This window comes from Agromyces sp. NPDC029043 (assembly GCF_055564615.1).
On record NZ_JBVHVX010000005.1, the window covers coordinates 94,443 to 116,484 of the forward strand.

Consider the following 22,042-nt stretch of genomic DNA (forward strand, 5'->3'; position numbering starts at 1 on the left):
AGGCCACGGGTGGAAGACAACGCGAGGACGATCGTGGTCGTCGGCGGCACGTCGGGGATCGGACTCGAGATCGCGCGTGACACCATCGCGCGCGGCGACCGCGCGGTCATCACCGGGCGCGACCAGGCCCGCACCAACGAGATCGCCGCGTCGCTCGGGGCGGGTGCCTCCGCGGTGGCGCTCGACGTGTCCGAGCCGAAGTCGATCGCCGGGCAGCTCCGCTCCGTCGGAAGGGTCGACGGGCTCGTGCTCGCCGCGATCGAGCGCGACCAGAACACGGTCCGCGACTACGACATCGACCGGGCGACGAGGCTCGTCACCCTCAAGCTCATCGGCTACACCGAGACCGTGCATGCGCTCCTCGACCGGCTCGAACCCAGCGTCGACACCGGCATCGTGCTCTTCGGAGGCCGGGCGAAGGACCTGCCGTACCCCGGCTCGACCACCGTGTCGACGATCAACGGCGGCGTGACCGGGCTCGTCAACACGCTCGCGCTCGAACTCGCGCCGATCCGCGTCAACGCGGTGCATCCGGGCATCATCGGCGACAGCCCGTTCTGGGCGAAGAAGCCCGAGGGCGTGCTCGATCAGTACCAGCACCGCACGCCGGGCGGTGAGCTCGCCACCATGGCCGACGTGGTCGATGCCGTGCAGTTCCTGCTCCGCAATCGCGGGGTGTCGGCGGTCAACCTCTACGTCGATCGCGGCTGGCACATCACGTAGGCGTGTCCAGCCCGAGCGTACGCCTCAGAGCAGGTCCCGCCGGCTCACCTCGGCGATCGCGCTCCAATCGGCGTCCCTCAGCTCGGGGTCGGCGAGCGCGCGCTCGAAGACCTCGATGAGCGCGGGCATCGTCGCGAGCGTCACCCCGGTGGCCGTCGCGACCTCCTCGGCGAGCCCGAGGTCCTTGCGGCCGAGTTCGATGTGGAAGCCCGGCGGCACGTACCGCTCGTCGGCGATGATCCCGCCGTAGGTGGTGTACACGACGCCGCCGAAGAGCGTGCTCGAGAGCAGCTCGACGAACTGCGCGGCCGGCACGCCCAGCCGCTCCGTCATGGCGATCGACTCGCCAAGCGCCTGCATGGCGTGGATGATGTTGTAGTTCACCGCCGCCTTCACGGCATTGGCGACGGCCGGTCGTTCCCCGAGTCGCCAGAGGCGCTGGCCCATCGCCGCGAGGTAGGGCGCGACCGCGTCGACCGCGCCGGCGGGGCCGGCCGCCATGATGTTCAGCTGTCCGGCCGCGGCGATCGACGGTCGCCCGAGCACGGGCGCCGCGACGTACGTCGCCCCTTCGGCGGCGAACCGCTCCGTCAAGCGCTCGGCGAGCGCCGGGCTGATCGAGGCCATCACGACGTGCGTGCGGCCCGCGGCCGCGCGGACGGCCTCGTCGGTGAACACCGCCTCGACGGCCTCGTCGTTCGCGAGCATCGAGAACGAGACGTCCGCCGCGAGCGCGTCGGCGGGCGAGTCGGCGCGTTCGGCGCCCGCCGCGACGAGCTCGTCGACGGCGTCGGGCGAGCGATTCCACACCCGGACCGCATGGCCCGCGTCGACCAGGCGACGCGCCATCCCGCCGCCCATCGTGCCGAGCCCGAGGAAGCCGAGGGTGGTCACGCCTCGCCCCGGCCCCACACCGTGTTGCGGTGCGACTGCGAGTCGCGTTCGAGGTTCAGCGGCCCGTCCACGGTGTAGTAGCGGCGACCGGCGACGATGAGCTCCTCGGCGGGGAACTTCGTGATGACCTCGCACCCGTCGGCGGTGACGACGACCTCCTCCTCGATCCGCGCGGCGCCCCAGCCGTCGGCCGACGGCCAGTACGTCTCGAGGGCGAACACCATGCCCTCCTGCAGTTCCTCGGGGTGCTCGAGCGAGGTCAGCCGGGAGAAGATCGGCTTCTCCCAGATCGACAGGCCGACGCCGTGCCCGTACTGCAGCGCGAACGCGGCCTCCTCGTCGGCGAAGCCGAACTCCTGCGCCGTCGGCCACACCTCGACGATCTCGGCGGTCGTCGCTCCGGGCCGCACCAGGGCGATCGCGCGGTCCATGTACTCGCGCGCCCGGATGTAGGCGTCGCGCTGCGCCGAGCTCGCCGACCCGACCGCGAACGTGCGGTAGTAGCAGGTGCGGTAGCCGTTCCAGCTGTGCAGGATGTCGAAGAACGCCGGGTCGCCGGGCCGGATGACACGGTCGGAGAACACGTGCGGGTGGGGCGAGCAGCGCTCGCCGGAGATGGCGTTGACGCCCTCGACGTACTCGGAGCCGAGGTCGTACAGGGTGTTGGCGACGAGGCCGACGGCCTCGTTCTCGCGCACGCCGGGCCGGAGGAAGCGGTACAGCTCCTCGTACGCCGCGTCGACCATCGACGCCGCCTGGGTCAGCAGGCGGATCTCGTCGGGGGTCTTGATGCGCCGCGCCTCCATGAACACCTGCTGGCCGTCGACGACCTGGATGCCCTGCTGCTGCAGCGCGAACAGGACGGGCAGCTCGATCACGTCGACGCCGAGCGGCTGGTCGGCGACGCCGAACTTCTCGAGCTCGCGCTTGATCTTCTTCGCGAGCCCCTCGGCGATCCCCGCGTCGGGCGGGAAGGCGCCGCGCAGGGTGGAGATGCCGGCGCGGGCGCCGGACTCGAGCCGCGGACGCTTCGCACCCTCGTGCGGCGCGTTCGGGTCGGCATCCATCTCGGCCGTGGTCAGGTCGAGCCACGGGTTGTACATCGCGTGGTGCTTCGCGGCCGAGCCGAAGTCCCACACGATCGGGTCGGTGTTGCGCGTCAGCAGGGCGAAGCGGATCAGCTTGTCCATCGCCCACGTGCCGATGTGCGTGGCGCTCATGTAGCGGATGTTCGAGAAGTCGAACGCCAGCAGGGCTCCGAGATCGGATGCCTCGAGCTGTGCCTTGAGCCGCGCGAGCCGGTCGTCGCGCAGCCGACCCATCTCGACGCGCTCCTCCCAGTCGACGGCGTTCGGTCCGGTCGAACCGGTGCTCTTCATCGAGGCCTCCCGTGGCGATCACCCTGGGCGCGACACTGCACGCTGTACAGCCCAGCTTAACATCAGCCCTGCGGAATGGCGCCTAGAATGGCCACCGACGACAGGAGACCTGCATGCCGGACAGCCTCGGTGAACGCCTGCGCGAAGCGCGCCTGAAGCGGGGCTTGAGCCTCCGGAGCGTCGCGCAGGCCCTCGGCGTGTCGGCCAGCCTGATCTCGCAGGTCGAGATCGGCAAGACCCAGCCGTCGGTCGCGACCCTGTACGCGCTCGCGAACCACCTCGGCGTCTCGCTCGACGAGCTCCTGGGCATCGGCGCGCCCGGCGCGGCGGCGCCGTCCGTGCTCGGGCCGGCCGCGCCGGCGTTCCCGCCCGTGCAGCGGGCCGCCGAGAACCCCGTGATCGAGATGGAGAACGGGGTGCGCTGGGAGCGCCTCGCCGCCGGCAGCGGCGGCACGGCCGACGCCCTCCTCGTCACATACGCACCCGGCGCGAGCAGCTCGGTCGAGGGCAAGCTCATGCGGCACGCCGGCTTCGAGTACGCCTACCTCATCGAGGGGCGCCTCACGCTGCACCTCGACTTCGACACCTACGTGCTCGGCCCCGGCGACTCGCTGCAGTTCGACTCGGTGCGTCCGCACCTCTACACGAACGAGGGATCCGTGCCCGCGAAGGGCGTGTGGTTCGTGGTAGGGCGCCGCCAGCAGAACGAGGCGATGCCGGATGCCCCGGGCGCCGAGGCCGCGCCGGCCGGCAGCCCGATCGGGTCGGCCGTCGACGTGCTGCGATCGATGGACGAGCTCCGGGCCTGATCGCTCGCTATCCGCGGGCGTGCTCCGCGGGCCGCGGTTCGGCGGTCCACGGGTCGACGAGCGTCTTGATCCGCCGCGAGCCGCCCGCGAGCAGCGGGCCGAGGGCGTCGTCGGCGACGCGGTCGAGCGGGATGACGTCGGGCGCGACATCCGACCAGTCGGACCGCGTGCCCAGCAGGCGGACGGCCTCGGGGAAGTCCGTGGCGAATACGTGTGCGACCGTGCCGACGATCGTGTACTCGCTGAGCGTCCACCGGCCGAGGGGGAGTGCGGGCTCGCCGCGCTGGATGCCGACCGGCACGATCGTGGCGCCCGGCTTCGCGGCATCCAGCACCGAGGCCAGGCCGGCGGCCGAGCCGCTGACCTCGAAGAAGACGGCGGGCTCGAGGCCCAGTGCCTCCAGGCGGTCGGCCAGGGGCGTCGCGCCGGCCTTCAGGGTCGCGGCCGCGCCCAGCCGGCGGCCCAGGTCGAGACGCTCGTCGTTGGGATCGACCACGAGCACCCGGGCACCCGTGGCGGCCGCCGCGAAGGTGATGAAGGCGCCGATGCCGCCCACTCCGACGATGACCGCGTCCTGTCCGTCGCGCAGCCCGCTGCGGCGGACGGCGTGCACGCCGATCGCCATGGGCTGCGCCAGGCCGAGCGTGTCGAGCGGGAGCCCCGAGTCGGTGACGTCGAGCACGATGCCCGCCGGGGCGGTCACGTAGCCGGCGAGGCCGCCGTCGTGATGGAAGCCGATCGTCGTGTACGTGCGGCAGAGGTTCGTGCGGCCCTGCCGGCACGGTGCGCAGGCGCCGCACGAGATCCCGGCGCCGCAGACGACCGTCGCGCCGACCCGCACCGACGTCACGCCCGGGCCGAGCGCCTCCACCACGCCGGCGAATTCGTGCCCGAGCGTCACCGGCGGCCGGGCGAGCACGAGTCCGCGCCCGAACTCCGTGGCGTCGCTGCCGCACACGCCGCACACCGCGACGCGGATGAGCACGTCCCCGGGCCCCGGCTCCGGCACCGGGCGCTCGTCGACGGTGAGGTTCCCGACGTCGTGCAGCACCGCGGCGCGCATCGACCTCACGCGAAGGAGCCCCGATCGATCGGCAACTGCACGGCGCTGCGCTCGGCGATCATGCGGCCGAGGTGTCGCTCGTACACCGCGGCGTGCGACGGATGGTCGAGGTAGGCGTCGAGACCCGCGGCATCGTCGACGATCGCGGCGACGCCGTAGTCGGCACCGCCCGGTCGCAGGTGCAGGTTGGGCCCCGCCGAGTACGAGCGGATCTCGGGAATGCCGGCGGCCATGGCTCGCAGTGCCGACGTGAGGTCGGCGACGTCGGTCTCGGTGACCTCGTCCTTCCAGCGGAACGTGGCGATGTGGAGGATCATGGGCTCCTGCTCTCGTCGTCGAGTCCTGTTCACCGGCGATGTACACCGGCGGCCGCATTGCTCCCAAACTAGCGAGTAGCGCCATCCGTGTACATCGCTGCTGTATCCTCGTCGCGTCCCGATGGAGGAACGGAGACCGGCATGGGTCAGCAGCGGATCGCGGTGCTCGGGGCCGGCGCGAACGGCGGCTCCATCGGGGCCGACCTCACGGCGGCGGGACTCGACGTCGTGCTCGTCGAGCAGTGGCCGGCCCACGTCGAGCGCATGCGGGCCGAGGGACTGCGCATCCTCGCGCCCGAGGGCGAGCTGCACGTGCGGCCCCGCACGCTGCACCTCTGCGAGGTCGCGGAGCTGAAGCACGAGTTCGACGTCGTGCTCATGCTCATGAAGGCGTACGACTCGCGGTGGGCCGCGCAGCTCATCGAGCCGTATCTCGCGCGCGACGGACTGATGGTCGGCGTCCAGAACGGCATGACCGCGAGTGTCGTCGAGGGGGTCGTGGGGCCGCATCGCACCCTCGCGTCGGTCATCGAGTGCTCCGCGACGATGGACGAGCCGGGCATCGTGCACCGGCACACGGGCGTGCCGCGTTCGTGGTTCGCGGTCGGGGCGCTCCCGGGCGGCCCGGCGGGTCGCGTCGAGGAGATCGCCGCGCTGCTGCGCCACTCGGGCACGGTCGCGGTCGTCGACCACATCCAGGCCGCGAAGTGGATGAAGCTCGTGAGCAACTGCACGCTGCTCGTGACCTCGGCGATCCTCGGGCTGCCGATGCTCGACGCGCTTGCGGCGCCGGGGTTCCGCGACGTCATGGTCGCGGCGGGCGACGAGGCGCTGGCCGTCGGGATGGCCCTGGGCCATCCGGTCCTGCCCATCTTCGGACTCGAGCCGAGCGAGGTCGCCGACCCCGATCGCGTCGTCGACATCATGACCGACAAGCTCTTCGCCGCGTTCGTCGTTCCGGGCGCCACGACGACCGTGTTGCAGGACTGGCGCAAGGGCCGGCACAGCGAGGTCGACGACCTCAACGGGCACGTGGTCGTCGAGGGCGAGCGGCTCGGCATCGCGACCCCGGTGAACGCGACGGTCGTCGAGCTCGCGCACCGCATCGAGCGCGGTGAGCTCGACCCTGCGCCCGCCCACCTCGAGCGCCTGCGCGCCGCGCTCGGCTGACCGGTCAGGCCGGCGGCGCCTGCAGCGCCTCGAACAGCTCCGGATGTCGCGACAGCCGTCGCCGCGTGCGCCGGATGTGCCCTGCGAGCACCCGCTCGGCATCCTCGACGTCGCCGTCGCGCAGGTTCGCGACGATGAGGTGGTGCTCGTCGTGCACGATGCGGGCCGCCTCGGCGTCCATCGACCGCGAGTAGGCCCGACGGTACGGCTGCGTGGTGTTCCAGAGCTTCACGACGAGCTCGCCGAGCTGCGACGTCGTCGCGCCCCGGTACGCGCCCAGGTGGAACGCGCGGTCGAGCTCGAGGAACTCGTCGACGTCGGCGGTCTGCGCCATCCGCTCGGCCAGGTGCTGCAGCTCGTCGAGGTCGGCCCCGCCGAGGTGCGGCGCGCTGAACCGCAGGAGCAAGGGCTCGAGCCGCTCGCGCATCTGGTAGATCTCGTCGCACTCCTCGAGCGTGAGACGCGAGACCCAGGCGCCGGTGTTGGCCACGAGCGTCACGAGCCCGTCGTGCTCGAGGATGCGCAGCGCCTCGCGCACCGGCACGCGGCTGGCGCCGAACTGCTCGGCCACGTCCTCCTGTCGGATGCGCGTGCCCGGCGGCACCTCGCCGCGGAGGATGCGGTTCCGCAGCTGCTCGGCGATGCGCGCCCCCGCGTCGCCGCCTCGCGTGCTGCGGCCGCCTGCCGTGATCGTCATGGCGTCCTGCCTACCGCTCCGGATGGGCCGGGTGCCAGAGCGTGCGGTCGAGGCCGCGCTCGTACGCCTTGCCGTTCGGGTAGCTCACGAGCTCGAACTGCATGCCCCACGGACTCAGGAAGTAGATCCAGCGCTGCCCCTCGCTCGCGTTCCGGCTCACCGTCGGGTCGCCCATGACGCGGATGCCCTCGGCGCGCAGGAACTCGACGGCGGCGTCGAGGTCGTCGACGTAGATGGCGAGGTGATGCCCTCCGAGATCGCTGTTGCGCGGCTGCGGCTGCCGGCCGTCGGCCGGCTCGTACTCGAACACCTCGAGGTTCGTGCCGTTGCCGAGGCGGTAGAAGCGGAGCCGGCGCATCACCGTCCGAGGGTGGACACCGAGGTGCTCCGCCATCCAGTCGCCCTCGCCGAACGCGAACGGCCCGAGGTCGTAGAACGGCTCGGCGCCGAGGACCCGCACGAGGAAGTCGTCGGCCTGGTCGAGGTCGGGCACCGTGAAGCCGAAGTGGTCGCTGCCGCGCATCCCGGGGAGTGGCATCGCAATCCTCCTTGATTGGATACAAGCATCGCGCCGAATCGGCCGAAAGTCGAGGATATCGCAACCGAACACTTTCGATTGGATGCAATCGCGACTACGATCGAGCCCAGCGCGCACCTCGTGCGCGCCGCATCCTTCATCGATGGAGAAGAGGGAGACGAGGCACCATGCCGACACGGACACCGCTCGAGCCGGCGCAGCCCTGGGTCGCGCTGGCGACGACGCCCGACGACTGGCAGGCGGCCGATCCCGAGCTGCTGACCGGCATGCTCGCCCAGCTGCACCTCATCCGCGCCTTCGAGGAGACCGTGCTCGAGCTCGCGGCCGAGGGGCTCGTGCACGGGCCGGCGCACTCGAGCATCGGGCAGGAGGGCGGCGCGGTCGGATCGATCATCGGCCTGCGATCCAGCGACGCCGTCAACGGGTCGCACCGCGGTCACCACCAGTTCCTCGCGAAGGCCCTCACGCACGTCGCCGGCGGTCGCCACGACCTCGCGGCGATCGTCACCCCGCCCGTCCAGGAGGTGCTGCAGAAGACACTGGCCGAGATCCTCGGACTCGCGCAGGGGTACTGCCGCGGCCGCGGCGGCTCGATGCACCTGCAGTGGTTCGAGGCCGGCGCGCTCGGCACGAACGCGATCGTGGGCGGCGGGGTGCCGATGGGTGCCGGCAACGCGTGGGCCCAGCGCCACGCGGGCACCGACGACATCACCGTCAGCTACTTCGGCGACGGCGCCGTGAACATCGGCTCGGTGCTCGAGTCGATGAACCTGGCGTCGGCCTGGAAGCTGCCCTTCGCCTTCTTCATCGAGAACAACCGGTACGCGGTCTCCACGAACGTCGACGAATCCACCGGCGAGCCGCGCCTGTCGGCGCGCGGCCTGGGCTTCGCCATCCCGGCGTGGCGGGTCGACGGCATGGACCCGCTCGCGGTGCACCTCGCGATGCGCGAGGCCGAGGAGCGACTGCGCGCCGGCGACGGCCCCGTCGTCATCGAGGCCGAGGTCTACCGCTACTTCCACCAGAACGGACCGTACCCCGGCAGCGCCTTCGGCTATCGCACCAAGGAGGAGGAGGCCGAGTGGCGGGAGCGCGACCCGGTGCTCCGCATGGCCCGTGAGCTCGATCGGCTCGGCATCGCCTCGCCCGACGACGTGGCCTCGGTGCGGGAGCAGGCGCAGGCGGCGATGCGCGCCGCGGCCGGCGAGCTGCTGGAGCCCGATCCCGAGGAGGCCGGCAAGCGGCGCATCCGTCCCGACCTGTGGCCCGACCCGGCCTTCGTCGACGTCGGCATCCGCGGCGACGCGAACGAGCTCGACGGGGGGCGCACGCTCGAGCCCATCGGGGCCGACGTGGCCATGACGCCGACGAAGTTCGTCGACGCCGTGGCATCCGTCATGGGCCGTCGCATGGAGGACGACGAGCGCATCGTCGTGCTCGGCGAGGACGTGCACCGGCTCGCAGGCGGCACCAACGGCGCGACCAAGGGGCTGGCGGCGCGCTTCCCCGACCGCGTGCTCGGCACCCCGATCAGCGAGAACGCGTTCGTGGGCCTCGGCGGCGGCATGGCGCTCGACGGCCGCTTCCGGCCGGTCGTCGAGTTCATGTACCCGGACTTCATGTGGGTCGCCGCCGACCAGGTGTTCAACCAGATCGGCAAGGCTCGGCACATGTTCGGAGGCGTGAACCCGGTGCCGCTCGTGCTGCGCACGAAGGTGGCGATGGGGTCGGGATACGGCTCGCAGCACCTCATGGACCCCGCGGGGATCTTCGCCACGAGCCCCGGATGGCGCATCGTCGCGCCGTCGACGGCGGCCGACTACGTGGGGCTCATGAACACCGCGCTCGCCCTCGACGACCCGGTGCTCGTCATCGAGCACATCGACCTCTACGGGCTCGCCGACGAGATCCCGGATGGCGACCTCGACTACCGCCTGCCGCTCGGGAAGGCGGGCGTCCGGCGCACGGGCGGCGATGCCACGATCATCAGCTACCTCTCGATGGTGCGGCACTGCCTCGAGGCGGTCGAGCAGGCCGGCTTCGACGCCGACGTCATCGACCTGCGCTGGCTCGATCGCGCCTCCCTCGACTGGGAAACCATCGAGGAGTCGGTGAGGAAGACGAACGCGGTGATGATCGTCGAGCAAGGCGCGTTAGGCACCTCGTACGGCGGATGGCTCGCCGACGAGATCCAGCGGCGGTGCTTCGACTGGCTCGACCAGCCCGTGCATCGCGTCACGGGCGGCGAGGCGAGCCCGAGCATCTCGAAGGTGCTCGAGCGCGCCGCGATCGCGCGGACCGAGGAGGTCGTCGCCGGCATCGAGGTGCTGCGGGCCGGAATGGGCGGTGCATGATGGCGACCGTCATCCGGATGCCGGCAGTGCTCACGGGCGTCACCGAGGCCGCGATCCAGTCGTGGCTCGTCGAGCCGGGGCAGGAGGTCGCCGTGGGCACGCCGCTCGCGGAGGTCGAGACGGAGAAGGCCGTCGTCGAGTACGCCGCCGAGTCGGAGGGCACGGTGCTGCGCCTGCTCGTCGATGCGGGCGCGGCCGTGGCGATCGGCGATCCGATCGCGGTGATCGGCGCGCCGGGCGAGTCGGCCGACGAGGCGGATCTCGCGGGCGCCGGGTCGACGACCCCTGCCGTGCCGACCGCGATCGATGCCGAGGAGCCCACCCCTGCGACGGGGTCGGCCGCCGACCCGGAATCCGGCGCGCCGGTCGTGGAGCGGGACGACGAACGTCCGAGCGAGGCCGCAGCCGGACCGGGCGGGCGCAGGTTCGCGAGCCCGATCGTGCGGCGGCTCGCGCGCGAGCAGGACATCGACCTGTCGCGTCTCACCGGCACCGGCCCCGGCGGACGGATCGTGCGCCGCGACCTCGAAGCTCAGGCGGCGGAGCACGCTGCCGCGGAGCCGATGCCGGCGGTGTCGGCGGCCCCGGCGGCGGCGTCCGTCGAGGACCTTCCCATCTCGCCGATGCGCAGGGCGATCGCCCGCCGCGTCACCGAGAGCACGTCGACGGTCCCGCACTTCTTCCTCACGGCCGACTGCCGCGTCGAGGAGCTCCTCGAGCTGCGCCGCCGCGTGAACGAGGCGTCGTCGGTGCGGGTGTCGCTGAACGACTTCGTGGTGAAGGCCTGCGCCGGCGCCTTCGCCGACGTGCCCGAAGCGAACGCCACCTGGGGTGAGACGGTGATCCACCGGCACCGGTCGGTGGACATCGCCGTGGCGGTCGCAGTCGAGGGGGGACTGCTCACCCCGGTGGTGCGCGGCGTCGACCGGATGGGGCTCGCCGAGGTCGCCGCGACGGTCGCCGACCTCGCGGAGCGAGGCCGAACGGGCCGCCTGAAGCAGGACGAGCTCGAGGGCGGGAGCTTCAGCGTGTCGAACCTCGGCATGTACGGGACGCCGGAGTTCTCGGCGATCATCAACCCGCCGCACGCGGGCATCCTCGCGGTCGGCGCCACCCGGCAGGCGCCCGTCGTCGACGATGGCGAGCTCGCCGTGGGCACGGTGATGACCGTGACGCTCTCGGCCGATCATCGCGTGCTGGACGGCGCCCTCGCGGCCCGGTGGCTGGCCGCGTTCGTGCGCCGGATCGAGCACCCGCTGTCGATCCTGCTGTGAGGCCGCGTAAGGGCGCCGAGCCGAGTGGACCGCTCAGGCCCTGGCGGGTGCGGTGATTCGTTCGAGCACCTCGAGGGCCCGGTGCGTGCCGTCCTCGCCCGCCATGCGGGATGCGGCCGAGGCGACGGCCTCCCGGTGGGTCGGGGCCTCGTCGAGCGCGGCCGAGAGGCGCGCGGCGGTGAGCTTCCGGTGCGGGATGGCGGTCGGCGCCAGCCCGCGCCGGTGCAGCGTGGCGCCCCAGAACGGCTGGTCGGCGATGAAGGGCACCACGATCGACACGGTGCCGGCCGCCGTCGCGGCCTGCACGGTGCCGATGCCGCCGTGGTGCACGGCCGCGACGGCATGCGGCAGCACGGCGCCGTGATCGACCGAGCGCACCACGAGCACGTCGTCGCCGAGGAGGTCGTCGGGCACGCCGATCCCCCCGAGGCCCGTCGCCACCAGCAACCGGAGCCCGCGCGACCGGGCGGCCGCGACCAGCGCGCGACCGCGCGCCGCGGGGTCGCCGGCCGCCATCGAGCCGAAGCCGGCGTACGCGAACGGCCCGTCGCCGCGGACGAACACCTCGACCGCCGGGTCGAGCGCCGGCACCGCGCCCTCCGCCTGGGCCGTCGGCCACCGCCACGCACCGGTCAGCGTCACCGAGTCCGGCCAATCACCCGGGCGCGAGAGGATCGCCGGGCTGATCGGCATCAGCGTCGCAGCCGGCGCCGACGAACGCCCCGGGCGGCGGATGCCGAGGAACGACGCCGCCTCGTCGAGCTCGCGGCGGAACATCGCGCTCGCCGCCGACGCCGCACGGTAGGTCAGCCGATTGAGGGGACCGAGATCGCGCGTGATCGTCCCCGCCGCGGGGAACTCGCGCGTCGGCGTCATCGCCGGCACCATGTCGACGAGCACGTGCGGCACGCCGAGGACGTCGGCCGCCATCGGCGCCGAGAGCACCTTCGGGTGGTACGCGATCACGTCGGGGCGGAAGTCGCGCGCCGCCTCGGCCGCACCGACGATCACGCCGCGCATCACGGGGCGCACGACCTCGCGCAGGTTGCGCATCGCGGCGAGCGGCGACACCCCCTGGGACTCGATCATCGCCGAGAAGTCGACGCCCAGGCTGCGCACGTCGACGCCGGCCGTGTCGACGCCCGAGCGGTCGGGTGCCGCCACCTGCACCTCGTGACCGGATGCCGCAGCGCGGCGCGCGAGCGCCACGAAGGGTTCGACATCGCCGCGCGAACCCGCGGTGACCAGCAGGATCCTCATCGTTCCTCCTCTGCGAGCCCGGCGGCGGCGAGGAGCCGGTCGTCGGTGGTGAGTCCGTGCGAGTACAGCTCGGCGAGCGGCACCGCGATGCGCGCGAGCGCGGCGCCGGCATCGCCATCGGCCCAGGCGGTGAGCGGCCCGAGCATCAGGAACGGTGCGACGCCGAGCATGACGAGCGCGGCAGCCTGGGCCTCGGCGTCGCGCGAGGGACGGAGCCATCCGCTCGCCGAACCCTCGGCGATCATCGCGCGCGACACGTCGAGCAGGCGGTCGAAGAGGGCGGCGGAGGCCTCGCCGCCGTCGCCGAGCATGCGCGCGAGGTACGGGCCGAACGTGCCGAGCACCTCGCCGAGCACGTCGGCGGGCGACCCGGCGGCATCCTGCTTCTCGGCGATGAATCGCGCGACGCGGGCATCGCATTCCTCGCGGAGGGCGAGCTTCGTGCCGAAGTGATGCGTGACGAGGGCCGTGCTCACCCCGGCCCGCGCTGCGATCTCGCGCATCGTGGCGGCGTCGTAGCCGCGTGCGGCGAACCGCTCGAGCGCGCTCGCGACGATGCGGGCCCGCGCGGTGAGGTCGGTGTCGGCGACCGGGGCTGTACGCATGTACAGCAGTCTGTCACCCTGTACAGCGTTGCGCCAGGCGCGCGATCGCCGAGCGCGCGGGTCTCGTGCGATGCTGGGAGACATGCCGGAGTCACCGGAGGTCCAGGCGCTCGTCGACGAGCTCGGCGCGCGGCTCGGCGGCCGAGCCATCCGGGATGTCGACGTCATCGAGTTCCGCGTGACGAAGACGCGCGCGCGACCGCTGACCTCGCTCATCGGCGAACGCATCGTCGGCGCGACGCGGCACGGCAAGCTCGTCGACCTCGAGTTCGACGGGTCGGAGCACCTCGTGATCTCGCTCGGCCGGCACGGCTGGGCGCGCTGGGCCGACGGCGCGGGGGAATCGACCGACTACTCGGTAGCGGATGGCGCGGAGCCGCCGCCGCCCGCCCTCGTCGTGTTCGACTTCGACGACGGTCCGGCTCTCGAGCTCACCGACGCCGGCGACTTCGTCTCGCTCGGCTGCTGGGTGGTCGACGACCCGTCGGAGGTGCAGGCGGTGGCGAAGCTCGGGCCCGACGTGGCGTCGCCCGACTTCGCACGGGCCGACTTCGACCGCGCCGTCGGGGGCCGCCGCAAGCAGGTCAAGGCCATCCTGCAGGAGCAGGAGTCGCTCGCCGGCATCGGCAACGCCTACTCCGACGAGATCCTGCACACTGCGAAGGTCTCGCCGGTGGTGCACGCCTCGACGCTCGGCGACGACGAGCTCGACCGGCTGTTCGAGTCGACCGTCGGCGTCATCACCTCGGCGATCGAGGCGCGCCGCGGCGTCCCGATCGCCGAGCAGAAGGCGGCCAAGGTCGCGGCCATGCGGCTGCACGGTCGCACCGGCGACGCCTGCCCGGTCTGCGGCGACACCATCCGCGACTTCTCGTTCGCGAGCACGACCGCCCAGTACTGCCCGACCTGCCAGACGGATGGCGCGGAGCTGCCCCTTCGCGAGGCGTGACATGGCCGGCGCCGCGACATCCGGAACGCCGATGGTGGTCGTGGTCGACGTCGCCAACGTGATGGGCTCGCGCCCCGACGGGTGGTGGCGCGACCGCGCGGGCGCCGCGACCGCCCTGCTCGCGGGCATGCCCGACCTCGTGGGACGCGACGTCGAGGGCCCCGAGGGCGAGCCGGTGCGGATCGAGCGGCTGCTCGCCGTCGTCGAGGGCGCCGCGAAGGCCGCCCACGCGCCGGCCGGGATCGAGGTCGTGCGAGCGCCCGCCGACGGCGACACCACGATCGTCGCGGTCGCCGCGGAGGCGCTCGCGGGCGCCGCGACGGGCGCCGAGGCCGACGCGCGGATCGTCGTCGTGAGCGCCGACCGCGGACTCCGCGCACGGCTCGACCCCGACACCGTCGTCGCCGGCCCGGGTTGGCTCAACGCGCTGCTCGGGCGGTGACCGTGTCGCCCCGTTTTCGCGTCGACCGGGTGGGGGAACGACTCTGGTTCGCCTGGACCGACCACGTCAACTGGGTCGTCTGCGCAGGGGCCGACGGCGTCACCCTCGTCGACTCCGGATACGCGGGGCAGCGCCGGCTGCTCGTCGCATCGCTCGAAGCGGCCGGGCACGACCCGGCGGATGTCGCGGCCGTGCTCCTCACGCACGCCCATGCCGACCACCTGGGCGGTGCCGCCTGGCTCGCCGCGCGATTCGGCACCCCGGTGCACGCCGCCGCGGCGGAGCTGCGCAACGCGCACCGCGACATCCTCGAGCAGGCCGGCCCGCTGCAGCTCGTGCGGAACGCCCGGCGCCCCGGCGTCGCCCGATGGGGCGCGGCGATCGTGCCGCTCCTGCGGTTCCGGCCGGGCCTCGGCGTGCCGAGCGCGACCGCCCTTCCCCTGCTCGACGACGGACGCGTCGCGGTGCCGGGGCGTCCTCGGGCGATCGTGCTGGACGGTCACACCACCGGGCACGCCGCCTTCGACTTCGAGGACGACGGCGTGCTCGTCGTCGGCGACGCCATCGCGACCGGGCACGGCACCTCGATCCTCTCGGGGCCGCAGCTGCTGCCGTCGGTCTTCCACCACGACCCGAGCCGGGTGCGCGGCTCGCTTGCGCAGCTCCGATCGTCGCGGGCGCGGGTGGTGCTCCCCGGGCACGGGCCGGCGTGGATGGGCCCCGTCGGGCCGCTGGTCGACCTCGCGCTCGACGCCGGCCAGCCGTGGTGACGGCGAGCCCGCGGCCGGGTCGGCGCGCTACGTCACCGTGTCGGCGTGGCGATGCACGACCTTCCATTCGCCGTCGTCGCGGCGGTACACCTGCGTTGAACGCAGCGTGAACGTGCGCGGCGCGCCGTCGATCGACGTCGAGACGCGCTCGAAGCCCACCGTGTAGGCCATGTCGCCGATCACGTCCCACGAGATCAGGTCGATCGCGTACGAGGTGCAGTTCGAGAAGCTCGAGGCGAGCACCTCGAACGCCTCGACGAGCTGCTCCCTGCCCACGGCGTTCCGCCAGGCACCGAGCACGCTCACCGGCGGATCGTGGGACCAGACCGCCCGGCGCGGGCCGTCGTCGCCGTTGTACATGGCCCGCTCGGCATCGGCGAGATCGCGATGCACCCAGATCAGGAAATCCTCGCGCTCGGTCATGGGTTCAGGATCCTCCTGCGCGGCGCCGCACACAATGGCCAAACGCCGCGCCGGAGCCTCGGCGCCCGCTGCTAGCATCCGCTGGTGCGCATACTCCGCCGCGTGGTCGCCGTCGTCGCCGTCCTCGTCCTCGTGCTCGTCGCCGCGTTCACAAGCGTGTACCTGTGGCAGCGGCCGATCCTGCTCACCGGCACGGGGTACGCCGCGCACAACGCGTGCGCCGTCGGCGAGGTCGCCGGGCGCGACGACCCCGAGAGCGACCTGCCGCCGAACCCCCTCGTGCCGTACCTCGACGTCGCGGGCGCCGGCGACCCGACGACCGGCTCGCTGCTCGGCGCGCTCGCGCGACAACGCGCGTGGTTCACCGAGGGCTTCGGCTGCACGCTCGCCGACGAGCGTCCCGACCTCGGCGACGCGACCCCGATCCCGGCGGGCGCCGATCCGTTCGGCGATGCGCCCGCGCCCGGCTCCGCCGCGACCGAACCCGCGCTCGCGGCCGCGATCGACCGGGCCTTCGGCGACGACCTCGACCTGGCCGACGCCGCGGCGCTCGGCACCCGAGCGGTCGTCGTCATCCACGACGGCGAGCTCGTCGCCGAACGCTACGCCGACGGCTTCGACGCCGAGACGCCCCAACTCGGCTGGTCGATGACGAAGAGCGTCGCGAACCTCATCACGGGCGTGCTCGTCGAGCAGGGCGTCGTGGCCCTCGACGACGATCGGCTCCGCCCCGAGTGGACCGACTGGCGGGCCGACATCACGATCGAGCAGCTGCTGCACCAGACCAGCGGCCTCGAGTGGGACGAGGACTACGACCTCGGCACGCCGATCACGCGCATGCTCTACCTCGAGCCCGACATGGCCGGCTACGTCGCGAGCCTGCCGCTGCAGCACGAACCCGGAACCGTGCAGGAGTACTCCAGCGGCAACACGAACCTGCTGTGCTCGGTGCTCGCCGAACGCAGCGGCCTCGGGGCAGACCTGCCGCGCCGGGCGATCCTCGAGCCGCTCGGGCTCACCTCGGCGACCTTCGAACCGGATGCCGCGGGCACCCCGGTCTGCTCCTCCTACCTGTGGGCGACCCCGCGCGAGTGGGCCGCCATCGGGCAGTTCGCGCTGCAGGACGGCGAGTGGAACGGCGAGCGGCTGCTCCCGGACGGCTGGATGGCGCAGAGCCTCACCGTCCTCGACGTCGACGAGACCGACGACCCGGGCAACGGCATGAGCTGGCGCGGGAACGTGCTCCCCGGCGGCGAGCTCCGCTGGCCCGAGCTGCCGGTCGACACGTTCTACGCGGCCGGGCACGACGGGCAGAAGGTGCTGATCGTGCCATCCGAAGGCCTCGTCGTGGTGCGCATGGGCTTCACGCCCGAGCTCGACGCCGACCCGTCGGTCGTGCGACTCGTCGACGAGGCGATCGCCGCCCTCGGGTGATCCGCGCCGATCCGGTCGGAATACGACCGACGTCGGGCGTAGCCTGCGGGCATGACCGGAGAGAAGTACGACGTCAAGCGGGCGTACCGCGACCTCTACGCGCCGTCCGCTCGCGAGTTCACCCTGGTCGACGTGCCGCCGATGCGGTACCTCGCCGTCGACGGGCACGGCGACCCGAACACGGCCCCCGAGTACGCCGACGCCGTCGAGGCGCTGTACTCGGTCGCGTACGCGGTCAAGTTCCGCAGCAAGAAGGAGCTCGGACGCGACTTCGTGGTCGCGCCGCTCGAGGGGCTCTGGCGTGCCGACGACCCGGCCGCGTTCCTCACCCGCGACAAGGCCGCGTGGAGCTGGACGATGCTCATCGCCCAGCCCGAGTGGATCGACGAGCCGCTCGTCGCCGAGGGCGTCGCGGCCGCCCGCGCGAAGGACGACCGTCCCGCGCTCGACCTGGTGCGGCTCCGCGAGCTGCACGAGGGCCCGTCGGCGCAGATCCTGCACCTCGGCTCGTACGACGACGAGACGCCCACGCTCGCGCGCCTGCACGACGAGTGGATGCCGCAGCACGGGCTCACCTTCGCGGGCGACCACCACGAGGTCTACCTGAGCGACCCGCGCCGGACCGCGCCCGAGAAGCTCCGCACCATCCTGCGCCAACCGGTGCGACCCGCCTGACCGGCCGAACCGGGGAGAATGGACGGGTGACGCTCCCCGCCCCCATCACCATCGACCGCGGCGACCTCGCCGACGAGCGCGTCCTGCGCCTGCTCACCGACCACCTCAGCGACATGTTCGCGACCTCGCCGCCCGAGAGCGTCCACGCGCTCGACGTCTCCGGGCTGGCGGTGCCCGAAGTGACGTTCTGGACCATCGCCGACGGCGACGACGTCGTCGGCTGCGTGGCGCTCAAGGAGCTCGACCCCCAGCACGGCGAGCTGAAGTCGATGCGCACGGATGCCGCCGCCCGCGGCCGAGGGCTGGGCGCCCGGCTGCTCGAGCACGTGCTCGCCGAGGCCGCCCGCCGAGGCTACCGGCGCGTGAGCCTCGAGACCGGGTCGCAGGACTTCTTCGCCCCCGCGCGCACGCTCTACACCAAGTACGGCTTCAGCGAGTGCGGCCCGTTCGGCGACTACGCCCTCGACCCGCACAGCGTCTTCATGACCCTGGAGCTCGACCCGGCGACGCGGTAGCGCGTTCGCGGCGGATCGTCAGCAATCGCCCCGGCGGACCGGGTTACGGTCGGATGCATGGCGTCGTCGACCACGAACGCGGCTCCGCGCATCACGCCGCGGCCGCGCCTGCGCGTGCGCGGGTCGTCGGCGCAGCGCGACGACGAGCTGCCGCCCTGGACGCGCCGGCTCGCCGAGGGTGACGACGCCGGGTTCTTCGGCCCCGGCAGCGCGGTCTGGGCGGTGAACGGCGCCCTGCCGACGCTGGTCGCCGGCATCCGCGCCCTGCTGCTCCAGACGCTGCATCCGGGCGCGATGGCGGGCGTGCACGATCACTCGCGCTACCGCGACGATCCGCTCGGGCGCCTCGACGGCACCATCCGCTGGGTCGCGACGACGACGTTCGGCGACCGCCGCCAGGCGACCGAGGCCTCGGCGTTCGTGAGCCGCCTGCATGAGAAGGTGCGCGGCACCTACACGGATGCCGCGGGCGCCGCGCGCGCGTACTCCGCCGCCGACCAGGACCTGCTGCGGTGGGTGCACGACGCATTCACCGAGGCGTTCCTCGGCGCCCACGGCGTGTGGGGGCGGCCGATCCCGGGTGGGCCCGACGCGTACGTGCGCGAGTGGGCCGAGGCCGGCCGGCTCATGGGCGTCGAGCATCCTCCGACCAGCGTCGCCGAACTGCACGCCGAGCTCGCCGGTTTCCTGCGCGGCGCGAAGGTCGACGACCGCGTCGCCAGCGCCGTGCGGTTCATCCGACGCCCGGGGCTTCCGGGCCTGACCGGACGGCTCTACCCGATCCTCTTCGGCGGCGCGGTCGCCTCGCTCGACCCGGCGTACCGGCGCCTGCTCGGCCTGCGCCGGCCGTGGTGGCCGGCGATCACGCTGACGCGGATCGTGCTCCGCGCGGGCGAGCGGGTGCTGGGGCGGATGTCGCCCAGCGAGCGTCACGCGCGGATGCGCATCGCCCGGCTTGCGGCGAGCCTCGAGGGGTCGCCCGCGAACCGGCCCTCGACGGAGCCCGGCCCCGCTGGCTAGGGTGAACCCCACGGACGGGCGCGACGCCCGTCATCGGCGTCCGGGGGGAGGAGCCGAGCGTGAACTGGTTCTACGAGACCAGCGTCTGGATCACGCTGCCGTTGTTCCTGATCGTGTTCGTCGCCGCATCCTGCGGCATCGTGATCGGACTGCGGCCGATGGTCGCGCGGCTCGTCTCCGACACGAAGGAATGGGATCGCGCGCTCGGACACGTGATCGGCACGTTCGGCGTGTTCTTCGGCATCCTGCTCGCCCTCGTCGCGGTGTCGGTGTACGAGAACCTCGCGCACACGCGCGAGGTCGTGATCGAGGAGGCGAGCCGGGCGGGGGCGCTCTACCGCGCGAGCTCCGGGCTCCCGGATGGCGCGGGCGACCGGATGCACGACACCCTCGGCGAGTACCTGCGCACGGTCATCGACGAGGACTTCCCCTCGCAGCAGCGCCAGGTGCTCCCGACCGCGAGCGACGCGCAGACCGACGAGCTCGAGGAGATCCTCGACGCCGTCGAGGCCGAGTCGCTCACCGAGCAGGCCCAGTTCAAGCAGGCGCTCGAGACGTTCGACACCTTCATCGAGTCGCGCCGCGCACGGATCGACGCCACGACCCTCGCGATGCCGCCTCTGCTCTGGATCGTGATCTGGGTGGGCGCGATCATCAACGCGGTGCTCATCGCGTTCATCGCGGTGCGGAATCGGCGACTGCACCTGCTCATGGCGGGCATGCTCTCGCTGTTCATCGGCCTCGTCATCTTCGTCACGGCCGACATGGACCATCCCTATGCCGGAGACATCGCGATCGACGCGGGCGCGTTCGACCGCGTGCTCGAGCAGGTCGTCGAGCCCGGAGCCGGCTCGGGTTAGCCGACGCCGACCTGGCCCTCCCAGAAGCCGGGGCCGTCGGTGTCGGTCGACGTGATCTGCCAGCCGAGCGCGCCCGTGCCCTCGTCGACGCCCTCGAGCAGCGCCGGGTCGGCGAGGCGCGCGGCGATGGCCTCGGCCTCGGCGGTCGTGACGCGCGCGATGTACAGCTTCGGGAACTGCGGCCCCTCGAGCAGCACCTCGGCGTGCGGATGCTCGGCGGCGATCGAGATGAGCTCGTCGATCAGGTTCGGCGACGTGACGCCCTCGATGTGGGAGAAGCGCAGCAGCGGCTGGTCGGAGCGCAGCGCGAACGAGCCGCCCTGCACGAACAGGGGCGTCTCCATGAGCGCCTCGAACCGGTCCGCGACGCGATCGGGCTCGAGCAGGGCGGCGTACGGCCAGCCCGCGACGAACGCGAGGCCCACCACGCCATCGACCTCGGCGGCGTCGAGCAGGCCCTCGACCGTGGCCCGTGAGGTCGCGGCATCCGTCTCGGGGGTGACCTCGAACGACCACCACGGCTCGACGAACGTGCCCGCCGCACCGGCGCCGGTGCCCGAACCCGCGGCCGACTCGGGCGCGTCGGCGGTGAGCGTGATCGGGTCGGCCCAGTCGAGCCCGGCCGCGATCTCGGGCGTGCGCTCGGCGGCGGCGAGCACGTCGTCGCGGTCGGCGTCGGACGCGATCGTGACGGTCGTGTAGCGCGGGTTCTCGTCGGCGGGCTCCATGCCGCCGATCTCGACGGACTCCACGCCCGGGAGCTCGGCCAGGTCGGCCTTCAGTTGCGCCTCGGGATCGGCCGGCGGCTCCTCCGCGGCCGGGGTCGCGCACGCGGAGAGCGCGACGGCGAGGGACGCGGCGACGGCGGTGAGGCGGAGGCGGCGCAGTGCGGTAGGGCGCATCATTCGAGCATGACCCATCTTCCTGAGAGCGGCCAATCGGAGACGAGCCTCAGGCGCTGAGCGCGATCTCGGCGTCGAGCAGCTCCAGGAGCAGGGACGCCGACGCCGGCGACGACTCGCCCACGACGACCGACACGATCCAAGGCGGCGCGGTGGCGGGCAGGGGTCGCACCGCGAGCCCGGCCGCCTGCGGCTTGGACGCGACGTGCTGCGGCACGATCGCGACCCCGAGCCCGCGCTGCACGAGGTCGATGAGCGTGTGCACGTCGTTGACCGTGCACCGCACGCGTCGCGTGACGCCGTGCGCCGCGCACATCCGATCGTTGACCGAGCGCACGGCCCACGCCTCCTGGAAGTCGACGAAGTCGGTGTCGCGCAGGTCGGCCCAGCCGATCGAGTCGAGGGCGGCGAGCGGATGCCGCGGCGGCGCGAGCAGCACCATGGGGCGCCGGCCCAGCTCGGTGCGCGACATCCGCGCCGGCAGTTCGGTACCGGCGACGAACGCGAGGTCGACGGCTCCGTCGCGGACGCCGGCGACGAGGTCGTGCGAGCCGGCCTGCGTGAAGTCGAGGTCGACGAGCGGATGGCGCCGGCGGACGCGTTCGAGCAGGCCCGCGACATCCACGAACCCGAGGCACTGCTCGGCGCCGACGCGCAGGCTGCCGGAGAGCTCATGGGCGGCGCGGAGCACGGCATCGCGCGCGGCGCTCGCCTGCGCGAGCATGGTGCGGGCGTGGGGGAGCAGTGCCAGGCCGGCCTCGGTCGGCTGCACCCGGCGGGTGGTGCGCTCGAAGAGCGGCGTGCCGAGCTCGTCCTCGAGGCTCCGGATCGCGGCCGACAGCCCCGACTGCGAGACGCCGCAGATCGCCGCCGCGCGCGTGAACTGCTGCTCGTCGGCGAGCGTCACGAGGTACTCCATCTGACGCAGATCCATCCATCAAGACTAGTTGTGAATCGCATGAGCGAGAA

24 protein-coding genes are annotated in these 22,042 nt (G+C 72.8%); 13 read left to right on the forward strand and 11 right to left on the reverse strand.

Features of this window, described 5'->3' with window-relative positions; genetic code table 11:
* The first annotated feature begins 9 nt into the window (after window positions 1-9).
* Window positions 10-723 carry an SDR family oxidoreductase gene (locus ACZ4TW_RS08590; protein ID WP_465542042.1) on the forward strand — a complete coding sequence of 238 codons (714 nt, stop codon included), beginning with the start codon at window positions 10-12 and terminating at the stop codon, window positions 721-723.
* A 24-nt stretch (window positions 724-747) separates the two neighbouring features.
* On the opposite strand, the gene ACZ4TW_RS08595 is transcribed toward ACZ4TW_RS08590, so the two are convergent.
* Together ACZ4TW_RS08595 and ACZ4TW_RS08600 are read right to left on the reverse strand one after the other, a co-directional pair.
* On the reverse strand, window positions 748-1,617 hold the full coding sequence (locus ACZ4TW_RS08595; protein ID WP_465542044.1) for an NAD(P)-dependent oxidoreductase: 870 nt from the start codon (window positions 1,615-1,617) through the stop codon (window positions 748-750).
* Window positions 1,614-2,996 carry a M24 family metallopeptidase gene (locus ACZ4TW_RS08600; RefSeq protein WP_465542046.1) on the reverse strand — a complete coding sequence of 461 codons (1,383 nt, stop codon included), beginning with the start codon at window positions 2,994-2,996 and terminating at the stop codon, window positions 1,614-1,616. The genes ACZ4TW_RS08595 and ACZ4TW_RS08600 overlap by 4 nt, the downstream gene beginning before the upstream one ends.
* A 113-nt stretch (window positions 2,997-3,109) precedes the next feature.
* On the opposite strand from ACZ4TW_RS08600, the gene ACZ4TW_RS08605 reads away from it, so the two are divergent.
* The gene (locus ACZ4TW_RS08605; RefSeq protein ID WP_465542048.1) at window positions 3,110-3,805 is read left to right on the forward strand and encodes a helix-turn-helix domain-containing protein; all 696 of its coding nucleotides are present in this window, start codon (window positions 3,110-3,112) and stop codon (window positions 3,803-3,805) included.
* Between the two features lie 7 nt (window positions 3,806-3,812).
* Here the strand turns inward: ACZ4TW_RS08605 and ACZ4TW_RS08610 are convergent, their stop codons facing one another.
* Window positions 3,813-4,868: a zinc-dependent alcohol dehydrogenase gene (locus ACZ4TW_RS08610; RefSeq protein WP_465542050.1), complete on the reverse strand. Its 1,056-nt coding sequence runs from the start codon at window positions 4,866-4,868 to the stop codon at window positions 3,813-3,815.
* Between the two features lie 5 nt (window positions 4,869-4,873).
* Window positions 4,874-5,185 carry a Dabb family protein gene (locus ACZ4TW_RS08615; protein WP_465542052.1) on the reverse strand — a complete coding sequence of 104 codons (312 nt, stop codon included), beginning with the start codon at window positions 5,183-5,185 and terminating at the stop codon, window positions 4,874-4,876.
* A gap of 141 nt (window positions 5,186-5,326) precedes the next feature.
* Here ACZ4TW_RS08615 and ACZ4TW_RS08620 point away from each other — a divergent pair, with 141 nt between their 5' ends.
* Window positions 5,327-6,355 (forward strand): ketopantoate reductase family protein, encoded by a 1,029-nt coding sequence (locus ACZ4TW_RS08620; RefSeq protein ID WP_465542054.1) that lies wholly within the window; start codon window positions 5,327-5,329, stop codon window positions 6,353-6,355.
* A 4-nt stretch (window positions 6,356-6,359) separates the two neighbouring features.
* Here the strand turns inward: ACZ4TW_RS08620 and ACZ4TW_RS08625 are convergent, their stop codons facing one another.
* Both ACZ4TW_RS08625 and ACZ4TW_RS08630 read right to left on the reverse strand, forming a co-directional pair.
* On the reverse strand, window positions 6,360-7,052 hold the full coding sequence (locus ACZ4TW_RS08625; RefSeq protein ID WP_465542056.1) for a GntR family transcriptional regulator: 693 nt from the start codon (window positions 7,050-7,052) through the stop codon (window positions 6,360-6,362).
* A 10-nt stretch (window positions 7,053-7,062) separates the two neighbouring features.
* A complete protein-coding gene (locus ACZ4TW_RS08630; RefSeq protein ID WP_465542058.1) occupies window positions 7,063-7,590 on the reverse strand; it encodes a VOC family protein in 528 nt (175 codons plus the stop codon).
* A gap of 167 nt (window positions 7,591-7,757) precedes the next feature.
* Here ACZ4TW_RS08630 and ACZ4TW_RS08635 point away from each other — a divergent pair, with 167 nt between their 5' ends.
* Both ACZ4TW_RS08635 and ACZ4TW_RS08640 read left to right on the forward strand, forming a co-directional pair.
* The gene (locus tag ACZ4TW_RS08635; protein WP_465542060.1) at window positions 7,758-9,944 is read left to right on the forward strand and encodes an alpha-ketoacid dehydrogenase subunit alpha/beta; all 2,187 of its coding nucleotides are present in this window, start codon (window positions 7,758-7,760) and stop codon (window positions 9,942-9,944) included.
* A complete protein-coding gene (locus ACZ4TW_RS08640) occupies window positions 9,941-11,218 on the forward strand; it encodes a dihydrolipoamide acetyltransferase family protein (RefSeq protein WP_465542062.1) in 1,278 nt (425 codons plus the stop codon). The genes ACZ4TW_RS08635 and ACZ4TW_RS08640 overlap by 4 nt, the downstream gene beginning before the upstream one ends.
* A gap of 33 nt (window positions 11,219-11,251) precedes the next feature.
* On the opposite strand, the gene ACZ4TW_RS08645 is transcribed toward ACZ4TW_RS08640, so the two are convergent.
* Entirely contained in the window at window positions 11,252-12,478 is a 1,227-nt protein-coding gene (locus ACZ4TW_RS08645) for a glycosyltransferase (RefSeq protein ID WP_465542064.1), read from the reverse strand.
* Window positions 12,475-13,083: a TetR/AcrR family transcriptional regulator gene (locus ACZ4TW_RS08650; RefSeq protein WP_465542066.1), complete on the reverse strand. Its 609-nt coding sequence runs from the start codon at window positions 13,081-13,083 to the stop codon at window positions 12,475-12,477. The genes ACZ4TW_RS08645 and ACZ4TW_RS08650 overlap by 4 nt, the downstream gene beginning before the upstream one ends.
* Before the next feature lie 82 nt (window positions 13,084-13,165).
* Between ACZ4TW_RS08650 and ACZ4TW_RS08655 the strand changes: the two genes are divergently transcribed.
* Genes ACZ4TW_RS08655 through ACZ4TW_RS08665 form a run of 3 tightly spaced genes read left to right on the forward strand, consistent with a single transcriptional unit; the run spans window position 13,166 to window position 15,244 of the window.
* Window positions 13,166-14,032, forward strand: a complete 867-nt coding sequence (locus ACZ4TW_RS08655) for a DNA-formamidopyrimidine glycosylase family protein (protein ID WP_465542067.1) — start codon at window positions 13,166-13,168, stop codon at window positions 14,030-14,032.
* 1 nt (window position 14,033) lies between these two features.
* Window positions 14,034-14,474, forward strand: a complete 441-nt coding sequence (locus tag ACZ4TW_RS08660; RefSeq protein ID WP_465542069.1) for a hypothetical protein — start codon at window positions 14,034-14,036, stop codon at window positions 14,472-14,474.
* A 29-nt stretch (window positions 14,475-14,503) separates the two neighbouring features.
* Window positions 14,504-15,244 carry an MBL fold metallo-hydrolase gene (locus tag ACZ4TW_RS08665; protein WP_465542071.1) on the forward strand — a complete coding sequence of 247 codons (741 nt, stop codon included), beginning with the start codon at window positions 14,504-14,506 and terminating at the stop codon, window positions 15,242-15,244.
* A 27-nt stretch (window positions 15,245-15,271) separates the two neighbouring features.
* On the opposite strand, the gene ACZ4TW_RS08670 is transcribed toward ACZ4TW_RS08665, so the two are convergent.
* Window positions 15,272-15,667 carry a YybH family protein gene (locus ACZ4TW_RS08670; protein WP_465542073.1) on the reverse strand — a complete coding sequence of 132 codons (396 nt, stop codon included), beginning with the start codon at window positions 15,665-15,667 and terminating at the stop codon, window positions 15,272-15,274.
* Window positions 15,668-15,751: 84 nt separating this feature from the next.
* Here ACZ4TW_RS08670 and ACZ4TW_RS08675 point away from each other — a divergent pair, with 84 nt between their 5' ends.
* The 5 genes from ACZ4TW_RS08675 to ACZ4TW_RS08695 are packed head-to-tail and all read left to right on the forward strand — an operon-like array spanning window position 15,752 to window position 20,171.
* On the forward strand, window positions 15,752-17,101 hold the full coding sequence (locus ACZ4TW_RS08675; protein ID WP_465542075.1) for a serine hydrolase domain-containing protein: 1,350 nt from the start codon (window positions 15,752-15,754) through the stop codon (window positions 17,099-17,101).
* Between the two features lie 51 nt (window positions 17,102-17,152).
* Window positions 17,153-17,776 carry a GyrI-like domain-containing protein gene (locus tag ACZ4TW_RS08680; protein ID WP_465542077.1) on the forward strand — a complete coding sequence of 208 codons (624 nt, stop codon included), beginning with the start codon at window positions 17,153-17,155 and terminating at the stop codon, window positions 17,774-17,776.
* Between the two features lie 26 nt (window positions 17,777-17,802).
* Complete coding sequence (locus ACZ4TW_RS08685) at window positions 17,803-18,291, forward strand: GNAT family N-acetyltransferase (RefSeq protein ID WP_465542079.1); 489 nt, start codon at window positions 17,803-17,805, stop codon at window positions 18,289-18,291.
* A 57-nt stretch (window positions 18,292-18,348) separates the two neighbouring features.
* Window positions 18,349-19,311, forward strand: coding sequence for an oxygenase MpaB family protein (locus tag ACZ4TW_RS08690; protein ID WP_465542081.1), 963 nt, complete (start codon window positions 18,349-18,351; stop codon window positions 19,309-19,311).
* 59 nt (window positions 19,312-19,370) lie between these two features.
* Window positions 19,371-20,171, forward strand: a complete 801-nt coding sequence (locus ACZ4TW_RS08695; RefSeq protein ID WP_465542083.1) for a bestrophin-like domain — start codon at window positions 19,371-19,373, stop codon at window positions 20,169-20,171.
* Here the strand turns inward: ACZ4TW_RS08695 and ACZ4TW_RS08700 are convergent.
* Together ACZ4TW_RS08700 and ACZ4TW_RS08705 are read right to left on the reverse strand one after the other, a co-directional pair.
* Window positions 20,168-21,073: a hypothetical protein gene (locus ACZ4TW_RS08700; RefSeq protein ID WP_465542085.1), complete on the reverse strand. Its 906-nt coding sequence runs from the start codon at window positions 21,071-21,073 to the stop codon at window positions 20,168-20,170. The genes ACZ4TW_RS08695 and ACZ4TW_RS08700 overlap by 4 nt on opposite strands.
* 49 nt (window positions 21,074-21,122) lie before the next feature.
* Window positions 21,123-22,007, reverse strand: coding sequence for a LysR family transcriptional regulator (locus ACZ4TW_RS08705; RefSeq protein ID WP_465542087.1), 885 nt, complete (start codon window positions 22,005-22,007; stop codon window positions 21,123-21,125).
* Window positions 22,008-22,042: the final 35 nt, after the last annotated feature.

Excerpts from the sequence above, each read along its gene's own strand:
- ACZ4TW_RS08690 (WP_465542081.1), top strand. The coding sequence starts at position 18,349 with ATGGCGTCGTCGACCACGAACGCGGCTCCGCGCATCACGCCGCGGCCG.
- ACZ4TW_RS08605 (WP_465542048.1), top strand. The coding sequence starts at position 3,110 with ATGCCGGACAGCCTCGGTGAACGCCTGCGCGAAGCGCGCCTGAAGCGG.
- ACZ4TW_RS08615 (WP_465542052.1), bottom strand. The coding sequence starts at position 5,185 with ATGATCCTCCACATCGCCACGTTCCGCTGGAAGGACGAGGTCACCGAG.
- ACZ4TW_RS08600 (WP_465542046.1), bottom strand. The coding sequence starts at position 2,996 with ATGAAGAGCACCGGTTCGACCGGACCGAACGCCGTCGACTGGGAGGAG.
- ACZ4TW_RS08700 (WP_465542085.1), bottom strand. The coding sequence starts at position 21,073 with ATGCGCCCTACCGCACTGCGCCGCCTCCGCCTCACCGCCGTCGCCGCG.
- ACZ4TW_RS08645 (WP_465542064.1), bottom strand. The coding sequence starts at position 12,478 with ATGAGGATCCTGCTGGTCACCGCGGGTTCGCGCGGCGATGTCGAACCC.
- ACZ4TW_RS08640 (WP_465542062.1), top strand. The coding sequence starts at position 9,941 with ATGATGGCGACCGTCATCCGGATGCCGGCAGTGCTCACGGGCGTCACC.
- ACZ4TW_RS08630 (WP_465542058.1), bottom strand. The coding sequence starts at position 7,590 with ATGCCACTCCCCGGGATGCGCGGCAGCGACCACTTCGGCTTCACGGTG.
- ACZ4TW_RS08610 (WP_465542050.1), bottom strand. The coding sequence starts at position 4,868 with ATGCGCGCCGCGGTGCTGCACGACGTCGGGAACCTCACCGTCGACGAG.
- ACZ4TW_RS08660 (WP_465542069.1), top strand. The coding sequence starts at position 14,034 with ATGGCCGGCGCCGCGACATCCGGAACGCCGATGGTGGTCGTGGTCGAC.
- ACZ4TW_RS08650 (WP_465542066.1), bottom strand. The coding sequence starts at position 13,083 with ATGCGTACAGCCCCGGTCGCCGACACCGACCTCACCGCGCGGGCCCGC.
- ACZ4TW_RS08625 (WP_465542056.1), bottom strand. The coding sequence starts at position 7,052 with ATGACGATCACGGCAGGCGGCCGCAGCACGCGAGGCGGCGACGCGGGG.
- ACZ4TW_RS08680 (WP_465542077.1), top strand. The coding sequence starts at position 17,153 with ATGACCGGAGAGAAGTACGACGTCAAGCGGGCGTACCGCGACCTCTAC.
- ACZ4TW_RS08670 (WP_465542073.1), bottom strand. The coding sequence starts at position 15,667 with ATGACCGAGCGCGAGGATTTCCTGATCTGGGTGCATCGCGATCTCGCC.
- ACZ4TW_RS08635 (WP_465542060.1), top strand. The coding sequence starts at position 7,758 with ATGCCGACACGGACACCGCTCGAGCCGGCGCAGCCCTGGGTCGCGCTG.
- ACZ4TW_RS08620 (WP_465542054.1), top strand. The coding sequence starts at position 5,327 with ATGGGTCAGCAGCGGATCGCGGTGCTCGGGGCCGGCGCGAACGGCGGC.
- ACZ4TW_RS08655 (WP_465542067.1), top strand. The coding sequence starts at position 13,166 with ATGCCGGAGTCACCGGAGGTCCAGGCGCTCGTCGACGAGCTCGGCGCG.
- ACZ4TW_RS08705 (WP_465542087.1), bottom strand. The coding sequence starts at position 22,007 with ATGGATCTGCGTCAGATGGAGTACCTCGTGACGCTCGCCGACGAGCAG.